This window comes from Bifidobacterium sp. CP2 (assembly GCF_018555635.1).
In the GTDB taxonomy this organism is placed as follows: domain Bacteria; phylum Actinomycetota; class Actinomycetes; order Actinomycetales; family Bifidobacteriaceae; genus Bifidobacterium; species Bifidobacterium saguinibicoloris.
Window position 1 is genome coordinate 50,722 of the sequence record NZ_JAFEJX010000012.1, and the last position, 17,111, is coordinate 67,832.

At 62.6% G+C, this 17,111-nt stretch carries 16 protein-coding genes; 2 read left to right on the forward strand and 14 right to left on the reverse strand.

What is annotated here, in order from left to right; all coding sequences use genetic code 11:
* Positions 1 to 5 precede the first annotated feature (5 nt).
* From JS531_RS09230 to pssD, 9 genes are all read right to left on the reverse strand, one after another.
* The gene (locus JS531_RS09230; RefSeq protein ID WP_214315345.1) at positions 6 to 215 is read right to left on the reverse strand and encodes a hypothetical protein; all 210 of its coding nucleotides are present in this window, start codon (positions 213 to 215) and stop codon (positions 6 to 8) included.
* An 849-nt stretch (positions 216 to 1,064) separates the two neighbouring features.
* The gene (locus tag JS531_RS09235) at positions 1,065 to 1,916 is read right to left on the reverse strand and encodes an ATP-binding cassette domain-containing protein (protein WP_214315347.1); all 852 of its coding nucleotides are present in this window, start codon (positions 1,914 to 1,916) and stop codon (positions 1,065 to 1,067) included.
* 106 nt (positions 1,917 to 2,022) lie between these two features.
* Positions 2,023 to 3,273: a glycogen synthase gene (glgA, locus tag JS531_RS09240; protein ID WP_214315350.1), complete on the reverse strand. Its 1,251-nt coding sequence runs from the start codon at positions 3,271 to 3,273 to the stop codon at positions 2,023 to 2,025.
* A gap of 178 nt (positions 3,274 to 3,451) precedes the next feature.
* Positions 3,452 to 3,922 carry a tripartite tricarboxylate transporter TctB family protein gene (locus JS531_RS09245; RefSeq protein WP_214315352.1) on the reverse strand — a complete coding sequence of 157 codons (471 nt, stop codon included), beginning with the start codon at positions 3,920 to 3,922 and terminating at the stop codon, positions 3,452 to 3,454.
* Positions 3,923 to 4,079: 157 nt separating this feature from the next.
* Entirely contained in the window at positions 4,080 to 5,609 is a 1,530-nt protein-coding gene (locus JS531_RS09250; protein WP_214315354.1) for a lipopolysaccharide biosynthesis protein, read from the reverse strand.
* Positions 5,610 to 5,678: 69 nt separating this feature from the next.
* On the reverse strand, positions 5,679 to 6,842 hold the full coding sequence (locus JS531_RS09255) for a glycosyltransferase (protein WP_346427780.1): 1,164 nt from the start codon (positions 6,840 to 6,842) through the stop codon (positions 5,679 to 5,681).
* Positions 6,842 to 8,059 carry a glycosyltransferase gene (locus JS531_RS09260; RefSeq protein WP_214315356.1) on the reverse strand — a complete coding sequence of 406 codons (1,218 nt, stop codon included), beginning with the start codon at positions 8,057 to 8,059 and terminating at the stop codon, positions 6,842 to 6,844. Before JS531_RS09260 ends, JS531_RS09255 begins: the two co-directional genes overlap by 1 nt.
* Positions 8,060 to 8,117: 58 nt before the next feature.
* Positions 8,118 to 8,612 (reverse strand): glycosyltransferase, encoded by a 495-nt coding sequence (locus JS531_RS09265; RefSeq protein WP_214315357.1) that lies wholly within the window; start codon positions 8,610 to 8,612, stop codon positions 8,118 to 8,120.
* Positions 8,613 to 8,622: 10 nt separating this feature from the next.
* The gene (pssD, locus tag JS531_RS09270; RefSeq protein WP_214315358.1) at positions 8,623 to 9,087 is read right to left on the reverse strand and encodes a PssD/Cps14F family polysaccharide biosynthesis glycosyltransferase; all 465 of its coding nucleotides are present in this window, start codon (positions 9,085 to 9,087) and stop codon (positions 8,623 to 8,625) included.
* 326 nt (positions 9,088 to 9,413) lie between these two features.
* On the opposite strand from pssD, the gene JS531_RS09275 reads away from it, so the two are divergent.
* Both JS531_RS09275 and JS531_RS09280 read left to right on the forward strand, forming a co-directional pair.
* The gene (locus JS531_RS09275) at positions 9,414 to 10,871 is read left to right on the forward strand and encodes an exopolysaccharide biosynthesis polyprenyl glycosylphosphotransferase (RefSeq protein WP_214315362.1); all 1,458 of its coding nucleotides are present in this window, start codon (positions 9,414 to 9,416) and stop codon (positions 10,869 to 10,871) included.
* Positions 10,872 to 10,883: 12 nt separating this feature from the next.
* The gene (locus tag JS531_RS09280) at positions 10,884 to 11,999 is read left to right on the forward strand and encodes an LCP family protein (protein WP_217625677.1); all 1,116 of its coding nucleotides are present in this window, start codon (positions 10,884 to 10,886) and stop codon (positions 11,997 to 11,999) included.
* Between the two features lie 15 nt (positions 12,000 to 12,014).
* Here JS531_RS09280 and JS531_RS09285 read toward each other — a convergent pair whose 3' ends face one another.
* The 5 genes from JS531_RS09285 to cas2e form a co-directional block, all read right to left on the reverse strand.
* Entirely contained in the window at positions 12,015 to 13,166 is a 1,152-nt protein-coding gene (locus JS531_RS09285; RefSeq protein WP_214315364.1) for a glycosyltransferase family 2 protein, read from the reverse strand.
* Between the two features lie 74 nt (positions 13,167 to 13,240).
* Entirely contained in the window at positions 13,241 to 14,065 is an 825-nt protein-coding gene (locus JS531_RS09290; protein ID WP_214315366.1) for a glycosyltransferase, read from the reverse strand.
* A gap of 3 nt (positions 14,066 to 14,068) precedes the next feature.
* Positions 14,069 to 15,490 (reverse strand): polysaccharide biosynthesis tyrosine autokinase, encoded by a 1,422-nt coding sequence (locus JS531_RS09295; protein ID WP_214315368.1) that lies wholly within the window; start codon positions 15,488 to 15,490, stop codon positions 14,069 to 14,071.
* A complete protein-coding gene (locus tag JS531_RS09300) occupies positions 15,487 to 16,674 on the reverse strand; it encodes a hypothetical protein (RefSeq protein WP_214315370.1) in 1,188 nt (395 codons plus the stop codon). The genes JS531_RS09295 and JS531_RS09300 overlap by 4 nt, the downstream gene beginning before the upstream one ends.
* An 80-nt stretch (positions 16,675 to 16,754) precedes the next feature.
* Entirely contained in the window at positions 16,755 to 17,108 is a 354-nt protein-coding gene (gene cas2e / locus JS531_RS09305) for a type I-E CRISPR-associated endoribonuclease Cas2e (protein WP_214315372.1), read from the reverse strand.
* Positions 17,109 to 17,111 lie beyond the last annotated feature (3 nt).

Here is a 17,111-nt window from a genome sequence, read left to right on the forward strand (position 1 = left end):
GTCGGTCAGATCGCGCGCCCGCTTGGCATCAGCCTCGGTCTTGGGGTCGGGCCATCACCCAGTACCTCGCGCCCGAACGCGTCGAAATCCGCATCGGTACGCAAAACGGTATCGGCCGGCAACGCATGCGAAGTCTTGCCCACGGCGGAACCATCGACCGGCATCCCAGCCGCCACATACCCAGCAAGGCAAGCGTTGAGCATGCTGATCAGCATTGTCACCCTTGCTTTTTGCTACGACCGCAGCTGAGGCGTAGACCGGCAAACTTTCAACCATTGTCATGGCCAACCACCGTTCACCAATATCTGTTCCGGCGTATCCCGTCCACCTTGGAACAACTACGGTCCCCCTACCGTTGTCATACCGGCGCGGCAATATGCCGGTCAACGCGGGAACCGGCGCGGAGCGTATTGTCCGGCACAGCAGCGTGCCGGACAACCTCCATCCGATGGTATTCGGAGTTGCCCGGCGCGAGATGGCGTGCCGGATTACCCGGTGGCAGTACATATGGGAGTTGATCGGTCACGCGAAGGTGCCGTACAACGCGGCGAATCCCTCGATTCGCGTTACCCGGCACAGACATTCCCGGAATCATCCCAAACCGCTCTGGAAATCACAGGAGAATCACGGTTGCACGGGCGATTTGCGTACCGGACAACGCCGGGAACCACCCGAAGCGCGTTGTCCGCCATGGGAGCGTGCCGGACAACATCAAACCACCTCGAAACCGGGTTGCCCAGCATCACCCCGTGCCGGACAACGCCGAATTGCTCTATGAGGAGTTTATCTGGCACGGCAATGTGCCGGGGTAACGAAGGAACCGACACGAAACGTGTTGCCCGGCACGGCAATGTGCCGGGCAACGGGTGAACAGCATCGAGACGGCCTATCCGGTCAAGCACCCGCACCGGACAGCATGATTCCACACCGCGTCACACGCCATGCAGGTCATACCGCGGCACGTGGCGCATGACATCACACGCATCAACGCGGCATCGCGCACGGCGGCGCTTCATCACACGCACGTCACGCACATCACACGCACGTCACGCGCGGCACACACATCACACCGCGTAGGCGGCCCAGCGGCCGTGGGAATGCTCCACTTCGATGGGCATGCCGAACAGGCTGGAGAGGCGCTCGTCGGTGAGCCCCTGCTCGAGCGGACCGGTGTAGACGATGGTGCCGGCGCCGGGATTGCCCATCGAGTCGACGCCCTCCTCGGTGGCATCCTCGGCGGGAATGGGCTTGCGGCCCATGATGGCGATGTGGTCGAATCCAGCGGGAATCTCCTCCAGACGGTGCGTGACGAGCACCACCGCACGGTCGGAGCTTTCCTCGCCGATGCGGCTCAACGTGCGCATCACCTGTTCGCGGCCACCCAGGTCGAGGCCGGTGGTCGGCTCGTCCATGATGAGCAGCTCCGGATCGCCCATGAGCGCGCGGGCGATGAGCACGCGCGTGCGCTCACCCTCCGAAAGCCGCCACATCTCCTTGCCTTCGAGGTAGCCCACACGGAAGTCATGCAGCAGGCCGCGGGCGCGCGCATACTCCTCGGGCGTGTACGTATCACGCCAACGCCCGGTCACGGCGGAGAGGCCGGTGACGACCGCGTCGAGCGGATCCTCGAATTCGGGGAACTGCCTGCCCAGGTCGGCGGAGGCGAGGCCGATGCGCGTGCGCAGTTTGAACACGTCGTATTTGCCGAGCTGATGGCCCAGGATGAACACGCGTCCTTCGGAGGGGAAGGTGCGCGTGGCGAGCATGCCGACGGCGGTGGATTTGCCGATGCCGTTCGGTCCGAACAGCACCCAACGCTCCCCCGCGCGGATGGTCAGGTTCACGTCGGTGATGATGACGCGGCGGTTGCGGCGGAATTCGACGTTCTCAAGCTGGAGCACGACGTCGTCGGCCATGGTCGTTTCCTTTCAGACGAACGCGTGCTCCCCGCATGTGCGGGAAGCACGCGTCATGGGTCGTTGGTCGTTATGGGTGGCGGTTCGTCACCTGCTACTTGTTCTGTTACTTGCCCTGCTCGTCGAGCACGGACTGGTAGACCTTGACGGTCTCGTCGGCGATGGACTCCCAGCTGAACACGTCGCGGGCACGCTCGTAACCGGCCTGGCCCATCTTCTTACGCAGTTCCGGATCGGCCATGATCCTGTTAATCGCGTCGGCCATGTCGTGCACGAACTTATCCGGGTTCGTGGGCGTGCCGGTGCCGTCGTGCAGCTGGTCGATCGGGACGAGGAAGCCGGTCTCGCCGTCGACGACGACCTCGGGGATGCCGCCGGTGGCGGAGGCGACGACAGGCAGGCCGCAGGCCATGGCCTCGAGGTTGACGATGCCGAGCGGCTCGTAGATGCTCGGGCAGATGAACGCGTCGCAGCCGTGTTCGAGCGCGGAGAGCTCGTTCTTCGGCAGCATCTCCTCGATCCAGATGATGTTGCCGCGCTTCTTGTCGAGTTCGGCGAAGGCGCCCTTGACCTCCTCCATAATCTCCGGGGTGTCGGGCGCGCCGGCGCACAGGACAATCTGGATGCCCGGGTCGACGAAGTGCAGCGCCTTGAGCAGGTACGGCAGGCCCTTCTGGCGGGTGATGCGGCCGACGAACAGCAAGGTGGGCTTGCTGCGGTCGATGTGGTAGCGGTCGAAGACGCCCCAGCCCGGATCGTCGTCCGCCGGGGTGGCGAATTCGGACATGGTGATGCCGTTGTACACGACGACGACCTTGTCCGGGTCGAGGTTCGGGTAGGCGGTGAGAATGTCGTTGCGCATGCCGCCGGACACGGCGATGACGCGGTCCGCATGCTCGTAGGCGTCCTTCTCGGCCCAGGAGCTCAGGTTGTAGCCGCCGCCGAGCTGTTCGCGCTTCCACGGGCGGAACGGTTCGAGCGAGTGGGCGGTGATGACCAGCGGGGTGCCGTGCAGCATCTTGGCCATGTAGCCGGCGAGGCAGGCGTACCAGGTGTGCGCGTGGATGATGTCGGCGTCCACATCGTTGGCGATCTGCAGGTCCACGCCGAAGGTCTTCAACGCGCCGTTGGCGTCCTTGAGCTCGGCCGGGGTGTCGTAGCCGACGACCTTGAGGGAGCCCTTCGCCTCCGCCGCGTTCGGGATGGCGGGGACGTCGGCTTCGGTACGCGGGCCGTCGAACGCGCGCACGGTCACGTCGATGCGTTCGGCGAGGACCTTGGACAGCTGTTCGGCGTGGACGCCTGCGCCGCCGTAGACATGCGGCGGGTATTCGCGGGTCAGAATGTCAACCTTCATTGGTTTCCTACCTCTCTTTCCGGACGGAAATTCAAGCAATACCCACTCTACGGCACGACATACGGAAAAACGCACAACCTTCGTCGTGCGTTTTCCGTGATTTGCGTGCGGGGTGCGTCACGTGGGCGACGCGACGCCGGTTCCGCCGGTTTTCCGTTTCCGCCGATCTCCGATTCCGTCAGACGGCGGTGCCGTTGGAGTCGAGGTTGGGGTTGTGCTTCGAATCGCCGGCGGTGAAGAACAGGCTCACCACGCCCACGATGAACACCGCGGACACGGTGGCGATGAGCCAGATGGGGCGCGCCGCGCTCGGCAGCCACATCACCACGAAGAACGCGATGATGGCGAGAGTGATGAGCGTCCAGCTGCCCACGCGGAACCATTGGCGCACCGAATGCGGCGCCTTGAACGCCTTGGGATCCTTGTAGTTCGGGTTCGTGGTCAGCGTGGTGTCGGTCTCCGCGATGCTGCCGCCGCTCGGCTTCCACGGGCCGAGGGATTCGCCCTCCTGCAGCCTGCGGGAACGCTCCTGCAGCTGGTATTCGTCGATCATGCCGGCACGGCCACGCCCGCGCGTGGAGTCGTACTGGGAGGGGATACCCCTGCGCGTCGCCTTCGCCTTGGCGCGACGTTCCGCTCGATTCGGCATTGGAACCACTCCTTCATCGTTCTGTCGATGCCGTCCCGGCCGTATCCGGGATGACTGCCCAATGGCACTGCGTGCTACTTTACCCCAGCATCGGCCCGCATCATGCAAGGAACTCCGCATTCGGGAAGGCAATCCGACTGTCCGCCACCTTGCACCGTCAGACGGCGCGCCCCATCTTCGCGCGGATCAGCGTGAACACATTCCGTCGTTCCTCCCGGTTCAGGACGATGAACAGGCACGCCGCCCCGGCCACCGTCGCGCAGACGGCGGCGGAGATGACCAGCGTGACCCAGCTGTCCACGGGCAGCAGCGCCTTGTACAGCATGCACACCGCGATCATGGGAACCATGCACAGGTAGGTCTTGCCGATGGCGACGGCGAGCTCACGACGCCCGATGTCGATGCATTTCGTGGCATACCAGGGCATGATGACGGCGTTCTTGATGATGTCGATCACGCCCTGCACGACGATGATCGTCCAGATGCCCCATGAGGTGGTCGCCGCCAACACCAGCACCACCACCACGTTGAGGATGCCGCTCGCCAGGAACACCAATGCGGGCACCTTGAGACGGTTGGTGATGATGAACACGTTGTTGAGCAGCACGGACGTGCAGGACGGCATCATCACGACCAGCGACAGCGCGGCCATGTCCTGCAGGAACCCGGCGTCCTGCCCCGGCACCCAGATCTCGAAGAAGTTCGTGCCGAACACCAGCAGGTAGCCGATGGGCAGCATGTAGAGCAGTCCGGTCATCTTGATGGACATCAGCAGGAACGCGTTCATCTCCCGGTACCGCCGTTTGGCGTAGTACTGCATCGCCTGCGGCGCGAAGATCGAGGCCAGCAGGACGATGATGTTCAGGATGAAGTTCGGCATGGTCTTGGCGACCGAATACTCACCCGTCACCCGCGCCCCGACCAGCAGGTTCGCCAGATAGATGCCCAACGCGCACAACAGTACGTAGCTGAGTTCGTTGACGGAGTTCCATGCTCCACCGGCGACCAGTTCCCGTACCGCCTTGCCGCTGAACCGCGCCTTGCGCAGTCCGAGCTCCGGCGTCATTCTTCTTGTGTAATACAGGTTGGCGATGCAGTTGTAGACGGCGACCACCAGCATCGTGGCCGTCACGTAGTAGATCTTCGGGTCGAGCGCCACGAACAGCGCCACCAGGAGTCCGGCGCGGATGGCATTGCCTTCGATGTTGCGCAGGGCGCTTTTGTCCAGACAGTTCCGCACGTAGTACACGCATCCGAACACCGATAGCACCAGGCTGAGTTCGGTGCCCAGCACCGAGAACAGGAACGTCAGCTGCACGTCGTGGATCAGATCCGCAGGCACGTCCATCAGCAGCTGGGGGAAGCATGAGAACAACGCTCCAGGGACCGCCAGCGCCACGGCCAGGATGGAATCGGCGACCAGCACGGAGGCGAAGTACACGTTGGCCTTATGGAAGTCGCCGCGGTTGTATTCCAGGCTGATGAAGCGGCTGGCCACGGAGTTCAACGCCGCCGTGAAGATCCCCGAATACCCCACAATGCTGTTCACCAATGGGATGAAGCCGTAGGCGGTGATGCCGAGCGTGTGGATGATGTACGGGGTCAACACGAAGTTGACGCCGACCTGCACGGCGAAGGCCAGGCTGGTGGCGATGGCGTTGACCGCGAGCCTTCTCTTGTTATCCATGACGGCCTTTCCTCAGACAACCATCCGCCGCTCTCGGCACGGAATACCGGAACACGGCGATGATATCAATCATCGTGCCCGCGCATGCTCGAGATAGAACCGCTCCACCTCCCGGGCGACGTCGGCCACGTCGAAACCGGCCGCGCGCAGCTGCCCCGAATGGTCGGCCCGCGGCGTCGAGGCGATCATGTCGTGCAATTCGTCCGCCCATGCCTCGGCCCCGTCGTCCAGGTCCCGGAAACGGACGAGCCCGACAGTGTCCGCGGTGGTGGTCATGTTCGTAGAGGCGAGACAGGGCAGTCCCGAGCATTGCGCCTCCTGCAGAACGATGGGGAATCCCTCGTGCAGGGAAGGCAGCACGAACGCGTCCATGGCCTGATAATAGGGTGCGACGTCCCTATGGTCACCGCCGAGCATTCTAACCCGATTGGAAAGACCACGCTCGGCCGCGTGACATACGATTCGCTCATGCAACGGTCCGTCACCGACGATTGTCAACAGGGAATCCGGATGCTTGCGATGGTATTCCGCGAACACATCAACGAGGAAGAGCGGGCTCTTTTCTTCTCTCAATCGTCCGCAATACCCGATCACCGTGGTGTCCGCACCTATGTCCAGCTCCGCGCGCACCTTCTCGCGCGCCGACGCATCGAATGCGAAATGCGCCGTATCGATGCCGTTCCTGATCCACCGATAGGGCTTGCCTGAAAACATGAACTGCGCGGCCATGTCCGAACAGGCAAAGAAATCGGTAACGGAGGTATTGATGTCATGGCGAGCAAATATCGTGTGCGCAACGGCTTCGAACCGCTGCTTCAGCGGACGGTCGAGGGAGAAATTGAGCGTACCGCTATTATGCGAATGCAGGATGCGCAGCGGTATGCCTGCCTGTTTCGCAACGGCCAGTGGCGTTGCATAGGGAACATTCGCATGGACATGAACCCCGATGATTTCAGGGTGTGCCCGATAGAAACCGGGCAAGGTCTGCCGCGCGCCGAATGGCCCTGAACGAGTCACCCGGTAGATATGGCCGCCTAAGGAGAGGATTTCATCTTCGAAAGCCAGTGCCGGGGCCTCACGGTCGGCAAGAAAGTCGAATTGGATCTTCTCCCTATCGATATGCCGATAGAGGTTCATGATGAACGTCTCCGTACCTCCGAAAACCGGTGACATACCCCACTGCAGAATCCGTATCGGCGATGCGGTCCGATGACAATCAGCCCTCGCCATCATCAGGCATCCTTTCCCTCAAGAAAAGCGTAGAAGGGATCGGGCCAGTGCGTCTGCCCGGAATTCTCCTCCTGCAATGCACGCCGCATATCGTGCCGCATCTCCGGGTCCGCTTGCAGCCGTGCGATCGCCGACGCGATGGACTTCGCATCCGACTCGCACAGGAATCCCGTCACCCCATCCCTAATCTGCTCGCGGAACGCCGGGATGTCGGTCGCCACCACCGGGGTGCCGAGGATTCTCGCCTCCTGCACCGCCAGTCCGAACCCTTCACTGCGCGAGGTCTGGACATAGCAGTCGGCGTTCGCCACATACGGATATGGGTTGTCAACCGAACCGCACAGCGTCATGCATCCCTCCAGACGCGCATTGGCGATCATACGGCCGAGATGACTGCGCCGACTTCCATCGCCGAATACCAGCCATCGAAACGGCACGCCCATCTTGTGCAACTCCGCGGCCGTCCTGATGGCGAGTGCCACGTTCTTCTCCGGGGATAGGCGGGCGAGCGTCACGATGGTGATGCCGTCGAAGTCCACGCCAATCCCACGAGGAGACGCAACCTGCTCCAGAGCCTTTTTGCGGATGGCCTTAACGTCAATCGGGGTGTACAGGACCGACGTTCTGGTGGAGAACTCCGGATATCGGGAGTCCATCACCTGCTTTACGGATTGCGAGACACAGAAAATACGGTCGAACCGATGCAGGTACGGATGGCTTTCGGGCATCCATCCGAATTCGGCATCATGCACCCAAGTCGCTTTTCTCAGAGCGGGAATCGCTGCGGCTATGGCGGTTTCAACGCAACCATACCCCTGAAAGTCCAATACGACGTCGAATGTTGTTTCGGGAAGACCGGCAAAATGCCGAACAACATAGTCATACGATACATTCAAATTCCTTGTATCGCCGAACAGCCGGAGCATCCTCCGAGCCAGCGACGACAGTCTACCTGTTCTCAGGCGAATCGTCTTCGCGCCCAGATGCACGTAAATCGGATAATTCCCAATGAAACGGGCCGCCAGTCCATGTATACGGGGACGGACCACACGCACGCTCTTGGGGATGAGCTCGTGAATAACATCCTCACGTCCCTGCCCGATCACCGTGACGTCATATCCTCTACCCTCAAGAAGCCTGAGGACGCGGCCCGCCGCAACTTCGACGCCTCCCCTGTTGTCGCACCGCACGCACACCGCGACGCGCAATGGCTCACTCATGTTTCAACACTCCTCTTCCGCGTGACGGCAGACCATTCATTCAATCGTTCGCCAACGGTTAGCTCTCGGCGAGCAACCCGTCCATCTCGCGGGCGAACCGTTCGCAAAACCTCTCGTTCTCCGAAGGCAGGTGACCCGCGCCTTCCGCCGTCATCCTCCGGCTCCGTTCGATGCCGTCCAACAGGTCCGCGATACCGTCTACGACGACGATGTCGCCGAACCGCCGTTCGACCATCATGGCGAATTCGGCCTGATGGTCGTTGACGTGCTCGCCATACTCCTGTCTTCTCGGCACCACCACCGGCACCGTGCCGGCGTCCAACGCCTGCAGAAAACTGGACGGCCCGCCGTGCGTGATGCAGACGTCGGCCTTCTGGAACATGCGCCGCATCTCCTCGTTGTCCAGGAAGGACGTCCACCGGCAATGCTCGGGCTTGTACGTCGCATAACCGGTCTGGATGAACACGTCCTCGTCGATCTTCCCGGCCCCCTTCAATTCGTCGACGGCCCGAATCAGCCGGTCGAACGGCTGCTCATGAGTTCCAACAGTCACGAACATCATGTCAGAACACACTCCCTGCGTAGATGCTGCCTGGATACACAGCCGTCATTTCGGGCCATTGCACGAAGATGCGGTCGGCCACGGGACGGACCAGCCGTCCGGTCAATGTCGGCTTGTCGACGCGGTCGAAAATCTCGATGAACGCGGTTCTCATGCCGAGCAGTTTGCCCACGTAGAAGAACGGCACCGCGACCGCCGCACCGGTGGAGACGATCAGTGCGGGACGTTCCCGCCGGAGCACCTTCCATGCCAGCCATGTGTTTCGCAGCAGGTTCGGGATGTTCCGGTTGGTCGGGTAGAAGCAGTGGTAGATGCGTTCACCTTTCAGCAGACTGTTCGCATCGGGTTTGTCGAACGTCACCCAGAAGCGCTGCCTGCCGCCCCACCACGGCTTGAGCCTGTGCAGCTGCGCAAGATGCCCTCCGTTCGAACAGACCAGACATATCTTGGCCTCCGGATACTCCACTTCGAATCTCCTCTCGATGCCGTCCATCGCTACGAAACAACGTAGGGCGTCCACCTATCGGGCAGTGTATCAGTTACCCCCCCCCCCCCGACGCAGTCGACGTCCACCTATGTGCCGCAATGCCCGGCACCATAAGAAAGAAAACCGTTTTCACAACGTTTGTCCCGACATTACAAGCTTCAGGCAAAACACCATCGTGGGTACCAGTTCCCCCTTATAGCTATGAAACGAGTATCATCGATTGAGACGAGAGAAGGCACACACCACCTCTGCGTGAGGAAGAAACATGCAGGGTACGTAATGTGCCCGTCGCAGCAGGAGGAGTCATGCCGGCACAGCCAGCCGAGCCACAGCGGGATTGGACTGTGGCGGCCGCCGTATCCAGCACGTTCGATGCGATATGGACCGCCTGCTGCGCGTACGGCGTGCTTATGGCGGCAACCACCTTAAACCCGGCCATGCGTTCTCTCTCCATCCCGTATGCAGCCATCGTCCATCCACTGATGTGGGCGCTGGCATGGACGGCGGGCGCGTGGGAAAGCCACCTGTATTGCCGGCACGTCATCGGTCGGCGGGCCTCGACCCGGCATGCACTGGCCGTCACCGCCGCCCGCTGCCTGATTGCGATATGGGTGATCGGACACGTGCTGTCCTCAGGAATCCCGCCGCTGCTGGATCTGGCAATCGCCGTCCTCGCCCTGACCGGCTGCGCGGCAGCGCATGGCATCATGCGGTTGGCCATCGCCCGCGGTTCCCGTCGCCGCCGGTTCACACGCAGGGCTCTGATCATCGGCACCCCCGGTTCGATTCGTGGCACCATCGCCCGGATTGACGCCGATGCCAAGTCGGGTTGCATGCCGGCGTCCGTCTGCATCGTACGTCCGAGGGACTGCCGCGGCGTCGCCGATGCCGCCGAAGACGATACCGTCGTGACGCTGCCCGTCGTGACGACGGACGCCGCCCGACGTGCCGATTACACGCCCGATTGCGACCTTGCGGTTCTGGCACCCGACCTGCAGCCGACAGACCCGGACGTGCAGGGTCTGCTCGTCCGGTTGGAAGCCAACGGCGTGGACATCATCTGCCTGTCCGTCCCGGCCATGTTCGCGCATCACATCGCCAAGACGGACAATCTGGACCCCTGCGGCAATCTGACGCTCCGGCTCCCCCAATACGAACTGCCACGCCGCGCGGCCAAACGCCTGTTCGACATCGTCGTCGCCACGATCTGCCTCATTCCTGCGGCACTCATCATCGGCGTGACCTCCCTCTTCATCCGTCACGAGGACCACGGCCCGGTCTTCTTCCGGCAGCAACGCGTCGGGCTCAGGGGACGCACGTTCGACATGCTCAAACTGCGCAGCATGCGCATGGATGCCGAGATGCTCAAACCCACGCTCCGGCAGAACGCATATGAGACCAACACGGCCTTGTTCAAGCTGAAAAACGATCCACGTCTGACGCGGACGGGACGCATCATCCGGCGCCTGTCCATCGACGAGCTGCCGCAATTGTGGAACGTGCTCAAGGGCGACATGAGCATCGTAGGCCCCCGCCCGCCGCTGCCGGACGAATTCGCCTCCTACGACGACCGGTACGCGCTTCGCATGCTCGTCAAACCGGGACTCACTGGGCTATGGCAGGTGTCCGGGCGCAGCGACCTCGATTTCAAGACCAGCGCCGACCTAGACGTGGCGTACGTGCAGAACCACAGTCTCCTCGGAGACCTGTCAATCCTGCTGCGCACGGCATGGTCCGTCATCGGCGGCAAAGGCGCATACTGAGGGAGGCGGATCATGGACAACGACATCATCGACGACGAATCGCAGGACGACGACGCGACGCCCAGACACGCGGCGGCACGGCGACGCTCGCGGAAACGGACCATTATACTCGTAGTCGCGGCGTTCCTGACCATTCTCGTCATCATTCCCGTAAGCCTCGCCGTCGGGTTCATGACGTATCTGAACACGACGATGAGCGTGTCTGACGAAACGCGTGCCGCCCTGTCGCAGCCCGGCAACACCACGGACGACGCGTCGCAACCGTTCTACAGTCTGCTGGTCGGCACCGACCGCCGGACCGACACGGAGAACGGGCGCAGCGACACGATGGTCCTCGCCCGGGTCGATCCGGAAGGCGAAGGACGCATCGACCTCATCTCCATCCCCCGCGACATGATGATCGACCTCGACGGGCATACGGCCAAACTCAACGCCGCATACTCGATCGGCGGATCGGCCAAAATCATCAAGGAGGTCCGCGCTTTCACCGGCGTACCGATCACGCATTACGCCGAAGTCGACTTCGACAAACTCGTCGAGGTCATCGACCTGCTGGGCGGCGTCACCGTGGACGTACCGGAATCTTTCCAGGAGGGCAACAGCGGGGTCAGCCTCAATGCCGGAGAGCAGACCCTGACCGGAGAGCAGGCGCTCGGCTTCGCACGCGAACGCTATAACGTCTCCGGAGGCGACTACAGCCGCATGCAGGCGCAGCGGCTGATCATCACCGCCATCATCCGCCAGTCGCTCGATATGCCGGCCGACAAGCTGCTGAACATCATCCGCACCATGGCGCAGGGCGTGAACACGGACATGTCGGTCGCGGACATCGCGGCATTGGCCAACCGGTTCCGCGGCAAGTCGCCGGCCATCGGCAGCGCGTCGACGCCCAGCTACGCGTTCATGGACCATGGCGTCAGCTACGTCGGCGTCGCATACGACGAATGGCGGACCATGATGCAGCGCGTCGACGCGGGACTCGGTCCGAAGGACGACGGACAGACCATACCGGAACGACAGCTCGAGAACGAACAGCTGGGCAGCGCCGCGAACGCCACCAGCCCGCGCGACTACCGGCAGCTGATGGAACAATCCCTGAACAGCGGCAGCATCGCCGGCGACGAATAGGCAGAAGACGGCGCTTTATGCCTGCTCCGGCCATATGCAGTCATGGGTCCAGCTGAACAGACGGTACCGTCCATAATCATGGTCACGCAACGCACGGAGAAGGTCGGCATAATACCCATCCACATCCCGCAACACCGCATCGGGGAAAAACTCCTCCAACAAGGCGATCTCGTACCGGAACACCGCGATTTGAATCCGTCGGCCGAAGCCAATGGTACGGGTGAAGTTGCGCACCACCTGCATGAGGAACAAACCGAGCAGACGGGATGAACCGAAATCGGCATGCAATATCCGCAGATCCCGCAGGCATTGGTTGGTGACGTACACAGTATCGAGGCTTTTCACTGACCGAAAATACGTGTGCGAGATGGATGCCGTATTGACGCGATACCGGTACACCGTCCGGGGGATGCAGTGCATGCTCTCCGCCAACGTGCAGACGATGAACGCAATCATGGTGTCCTCGAACCAATACCCCTCGGGGAATTGGAGGTCGGTGAACAGATCGGCCCTATAGAGCTTCCCGCAAGGATATCCGTTCGGCTCCGTGGAGACCGTATCCCCACCCACACGCGTTGCACCGGCGAATCGTTCCAGATTCCCCTGCACGATATCCGCACGGGATTGCGCTGCGGCGTCAAGCAAAGCATCGACCGCCCCAGGGGCCAGCTCGTCATCGGAATCAAGGAAGGTGATGTACCGCGCGTCAAGATGCCGAAGCCCGGCGTTCCTGGCACCGGAGAATCCCCTGTTTTCCTGGGTGATGACACGTATACGGTCAGGGTGGTCCAGTTCGAGGGAGCGGGCGATGTCTCCCGTCGCGTCCATGGAACCATCGTCGACGATGTCGATGCGATACGAATATCGGGTCCGTTGACCCAGCACCGATTCGACGCATGCGCGCAACGTCGCTTCGGCGTTGTATGCGGGCACGATGATCTGCAGGTCGAGGTCCGATTCCGTGTCACGGATGGCGGGCTGCTCACGAATGGCCGAAGTCCGCGGATCCACGCTCAGCGTCTCCAGCTTCTTCGAGCTCTCATGCAACGGCGGAATCGGCAGGATTCGCGAGATGCGCGGCATCATCCACCGGTAGATCGCACCGTTCAGATGGGTCGCCATGGCCGCTTTCCGCAGCAGTTTCCTCACCACCATGCCCGCGCCCAAACGCATCTTCCGTCTCCTTCCCGTCCCCTGCCGACGATGTCCGCGCAATCGGACAGTGTCGCACCCCGACAACACTACTTCCGCGACCGTCCCGCAAACCAGACTCGGACACGATTCAACGCCGCGCCCACACCGTCGCGTCGGACGGCACGCGTGAACACGGACGCATGGTACAGCAGTACACCGAACCTGCCGAACCGTCTTCGCAACGCCTGCTTGGACGCGTAGTCGCGTTTTTCCTCGTCCGTTTTCCACGACGCCGCGAAATGGTGGATGGACACGGTCCTGTCGGTCATGTGAAGCTCCCCCGTCTCCGGGTCCATCGGCGACATGACCTCCGCCGGAAGCACCATGCAGTCCGCATCGTCGAGGACGCCTGCGGCCCCACGGTATCCGACCTTCCGCATGCCGCGCGTATTGCGGACCGGGCATGCGGTGAGGTCATACGCGCCCGTTGCAGTGAGGAATCGGGCGTCCCGGTATTCCTCCAGCATGGCCCTGACCGCGGGATGATGGGGCGTCGCGGCGAATCCCACGCCCGTGTTGACGCGCCCGGGACGTTCCTCGCAGACCACACACGTCATACCCGCCAACAACTGTTCCAACGGCGCCACCACCTCGACATCCGTGTCCAGGTACACGCCGCCCTCATGCTCGATGACCCACAGACGCACGTAATCGGACACGAACGCCCACCGCCCGGCCTCGTACGCCTCACGCACGTACGGCACCTGCGACACGTCGAAGTTCGATTCATCCCATCGACGAATCTCGAAATCGGGGCAGTACCGCCGCCAGCTGGCGATGCACGCCTCCGCCTCCTCGGGCAGCGGACCATGTCCGAACCAGCAGTAGTGGATGACCTTGGGAATCGTGGTCCCTTTCGCATCGGCGGTCATGGCCTACTTCTTCCTGCCGGCGCTTCTCCTGCCGGTCTTCTTCCGCTTGTCCGCGTTGTGATAGTAGTTGCCGTAATAGTGTCCCTGACGGTCGTGCCGTTCGGCGTAGTTCAGCACCGCGCCCAACGGCTTGACATCGGCCATCTCGAGCCCTTCGAGGGCTTCCGGCAGCTCCCTGCGGTCCTCCACGCCAAGCCCGACGAGCATGATCACATTCCCCTGCCCGCGCGCCAGCAATGCGGCGTCATTGCCCACCATGAGCGGGCAGGTGTCGACGATCACGTCATCGTAGAGGGACGCGACATGCTTGAGCAGGCTGCGCATACCATCGGAGTCGATGAGCATGTTCGGGTTCTCGGTCCTGCGGCCGGCCGGCAGCACGCTGTAGTTGGCTTTCCAATACTGCTGCACCGCGTCCTCGAACGAGGCCTGCGCGGTGAGCACGTGCGCGAGGCCCAGCGACCCCGTGATACCCAGACGGTCGGCGACGGATGGATGCCGCAGATCCGCGTCGATGAGCAGCACGCGGCGACCGGCCTCCGCACAGGCGGCGGCGAGGTTGACGCTGAACGTCGTCTTCCCCTCCCCCGCCTGCACGGAAGTGACGACGAGCACGTTCCCCTTGTTGTCCGCCGACGCCGGCTTGGAGAACAGCAGGTTCGTGCGGATGCGGCGGATCTCGTCGGCCTCCATGCCACCGGGCCTGCCGATCACCGCGGCGGCATCGCCCGCATACCCCGGGCCCTTGGCGAGCTCGCCGAAGATCGGCATGTCCGGTACAAGGGCGGCGAAGTCCTTGCGGTCGTGGATGCGCACGTCGAGCAGCGAACGCAGGACGACCGCCGTGACCGCAAGCACGACGCCCGCGAGCATGCCCACCACACCGTATTTGACATGATTCGGTTTGGACGGTTTCGACGGCGGCAACGCCTCGTCCACGACGCTCAGGTTGATCGGGGACACGGCGTCGGTCTGGTCCCCATGCTCGTACAGACCGGAGGACACCTGATGCTGCAGCGACTGCGCGACGGCGTTGGCGAGTTCGGCGGACCGTTGCGCATTCCCGTCGGTGACGGTGATCGTCAGCAGCATCGTCCCCTCGGGGCGCTGCACGTCGATGCGCTCGCCCAGGGAAGCGACCGTGTCGTCGAGACCATACCGGTTGATGACCGGCTTGAGCACGGCATTGGTCTTGACCAGATCCGGATAGCTGTCAATCTGGCTCGCGATGTAGCTGGCACCGTTGGTCAGGTCGGACGTCCCCTCCGACGACCCCTGATACATGGCGAACAGCTTCGCGGTGGCGGCGTACATCGGCGTCTGCGCGAACGACAATCCCACCGCGCCGACGGTCACGACGAGCGGGATTACGATCGCCATGACCAGATGGCGACGCAACGCATGCAGGAATGTAAGCACCGTCATATCAGACACCTTTCCTCCGGATCGGAACAACCTTGCACGTCTTGCACGTTCTGCACGTCCTGGGCGCCGTGGGAGCCCCGGATCAGGGGCAGCAGCGCGAACAGCGCGGGATTCGTCACCGCGCTCGGCAGGAAGCTCTCGCTCATCGCATACACGAACACGACGAACAGCAGGAACGTCATGTCCGTACGCCGCTGCCGGCCGTACCGCAGCAGCATCAGCCAGATGGCCCCGAACAGGAGCACGCTCAGGACCAACCCCTGACGGACCGCCATGTACACGACGCTGTTGTCGAACGCCACGTCCCGCACCGGACTGGACTGGCCGAACAAGCTGACGCCGTAGTTCGCCAACCACCAGTGGTCGTTGCGGATGCGGCCGGTCATCAGATGGTCGAGCGTGCCCAGCCAGCCCGAAGCCCCCCGATACAGGTAGCCGGTGCCCAGAAAGAAGAGCACGCACGCCGGCACGACGAAATGCGCGCACCGGTCGAAGACCGCCGCGAACCACGGCCAATACCGCAACAGGCCGGCAAGCAGCAGCATGCCCGACGTGACGGCCAATCCGGTGATGCTGCGCGTGAACACAAGATACAGCCCGGCATTGCCCATGAACATCAGCGACAGCGACGGCAGTGAGGAAGCCCGACGCCACAACACGCAGCTCAGGGCGAGCACCGTGAAGAAGCACAGGTGGACGATGTTCGTCGAACCGCCGTTGATGCCGATACGGGTGACGAACCCACCCGCGGCGGCGGAATAATGGGTGGTGCGGGTGATGTCGAACACCCCGACCCAACCGAACAGGGCCAGCACGGCCAACCCCACGCCCTTGGCGAGGCACGCGCACAGCAGAACCAGGCGGATCTCCATGTCCCATGCCGCCAGAATCAGCAACACCGAAAGCAACACCGTGAACTCGCCGGTCAGCATCATGTTCAGCAGCGCCACACCGATCAGCAGCAACGCGACAACGACGTCACGGACACCATACGCCCGGCATATCATGGCGTTGGCCAGCAGGACGCAACCCAATGCGGTGATGAGAACATACGCTTCGTCGCCGCTGTTGTACCCCAACGTCTGTCCCAGACATTGGACCGCGAAGACGATGATGAGGAACGCGTCGGACAGCCGCATGGACAACGCCGCGGCGCGGGAGCGATCCGTCATCAGCCGCGACATGCCACTTCCTCCCGCGCCAATCACAAACCACCGACACTACGTTGTCATTGTCGCCCACGCTCCAGACATGGGGGCAACCCCTACCCGAATTTCCGCGCCGCACGCCATTTACTGGCATTGCTCCAGCCGTTTCTGCGTGCGCTTGCATCGGAACGCGCGCCAGTCTTGGGACGTTTGATGAGTTCCAGTCCGTCACAATCCTCGGGAGTCCAATCGGCGCGGTGCACCCGAAAGGCGAAGTGCTGTTCGTTGCGCGCGGAATACACCATGATTGCACGCCCGTCACGAATCAGGTCGACAATCCGCGACCACAACCGGTCACGTACTTTCGCACTCACATGACCGACGAACACACCCGCCGATATCTCCAACAGCCATCGGGTCAGATCACCGCGCAGTCCGGCAGGGCACGCCGTCAACACTATTACGACCATTGC